This window comes from Paenibacillus sp. Aloe-11, assembly GCF_000245715.1.
GTDB classification, from domain to species: domain Bacteria; phylum Bacillota; class Bacilli; order Paenibacillales; family Paenibacillaceae; genus Paenibacillus; species Paenibacillus kribbensis.
The window spans coordinates 3,080-3,299 of the sequence record NZ_JH601076.1; the positions used below are offsets into that span (position 1 = coordinate 3,080).

General features: G+C 68.2%; 1 pseudogene. It reads right to left on the minus strand.

Annotation, left to right across the window (positions count from 1 at the left end):
- Positions 1–220: pseudogene (locus WG8_RS29130) on the minus strand (protein-(glutamine-N5) methyltransferase, release factor-specific); the annotation flags it as partial.

The following is a 220-nucleotide window of genomic DNA, read 5'->3' on the forward strand; positions in this document are numbered from 1 at the left end:
CAGCGGAAATATCCCCCGCTGCTACGCGCCAGCGCGGGCGCTCAGCCGCCAGTGTCACGGCGATCGCGCCGCTGCCCGTGCCGATATCGAGCGCCTGCGGAGCGCCGTTCGGCCACAAACGATCGCCGTGCTGGAGTATGGCCTCGACGAGCAATTCGGTCTCGGGGCGCGGGATCAGCACCGACGGCGAAACCGCAAACGGGCGGCCATAAAACTCCTG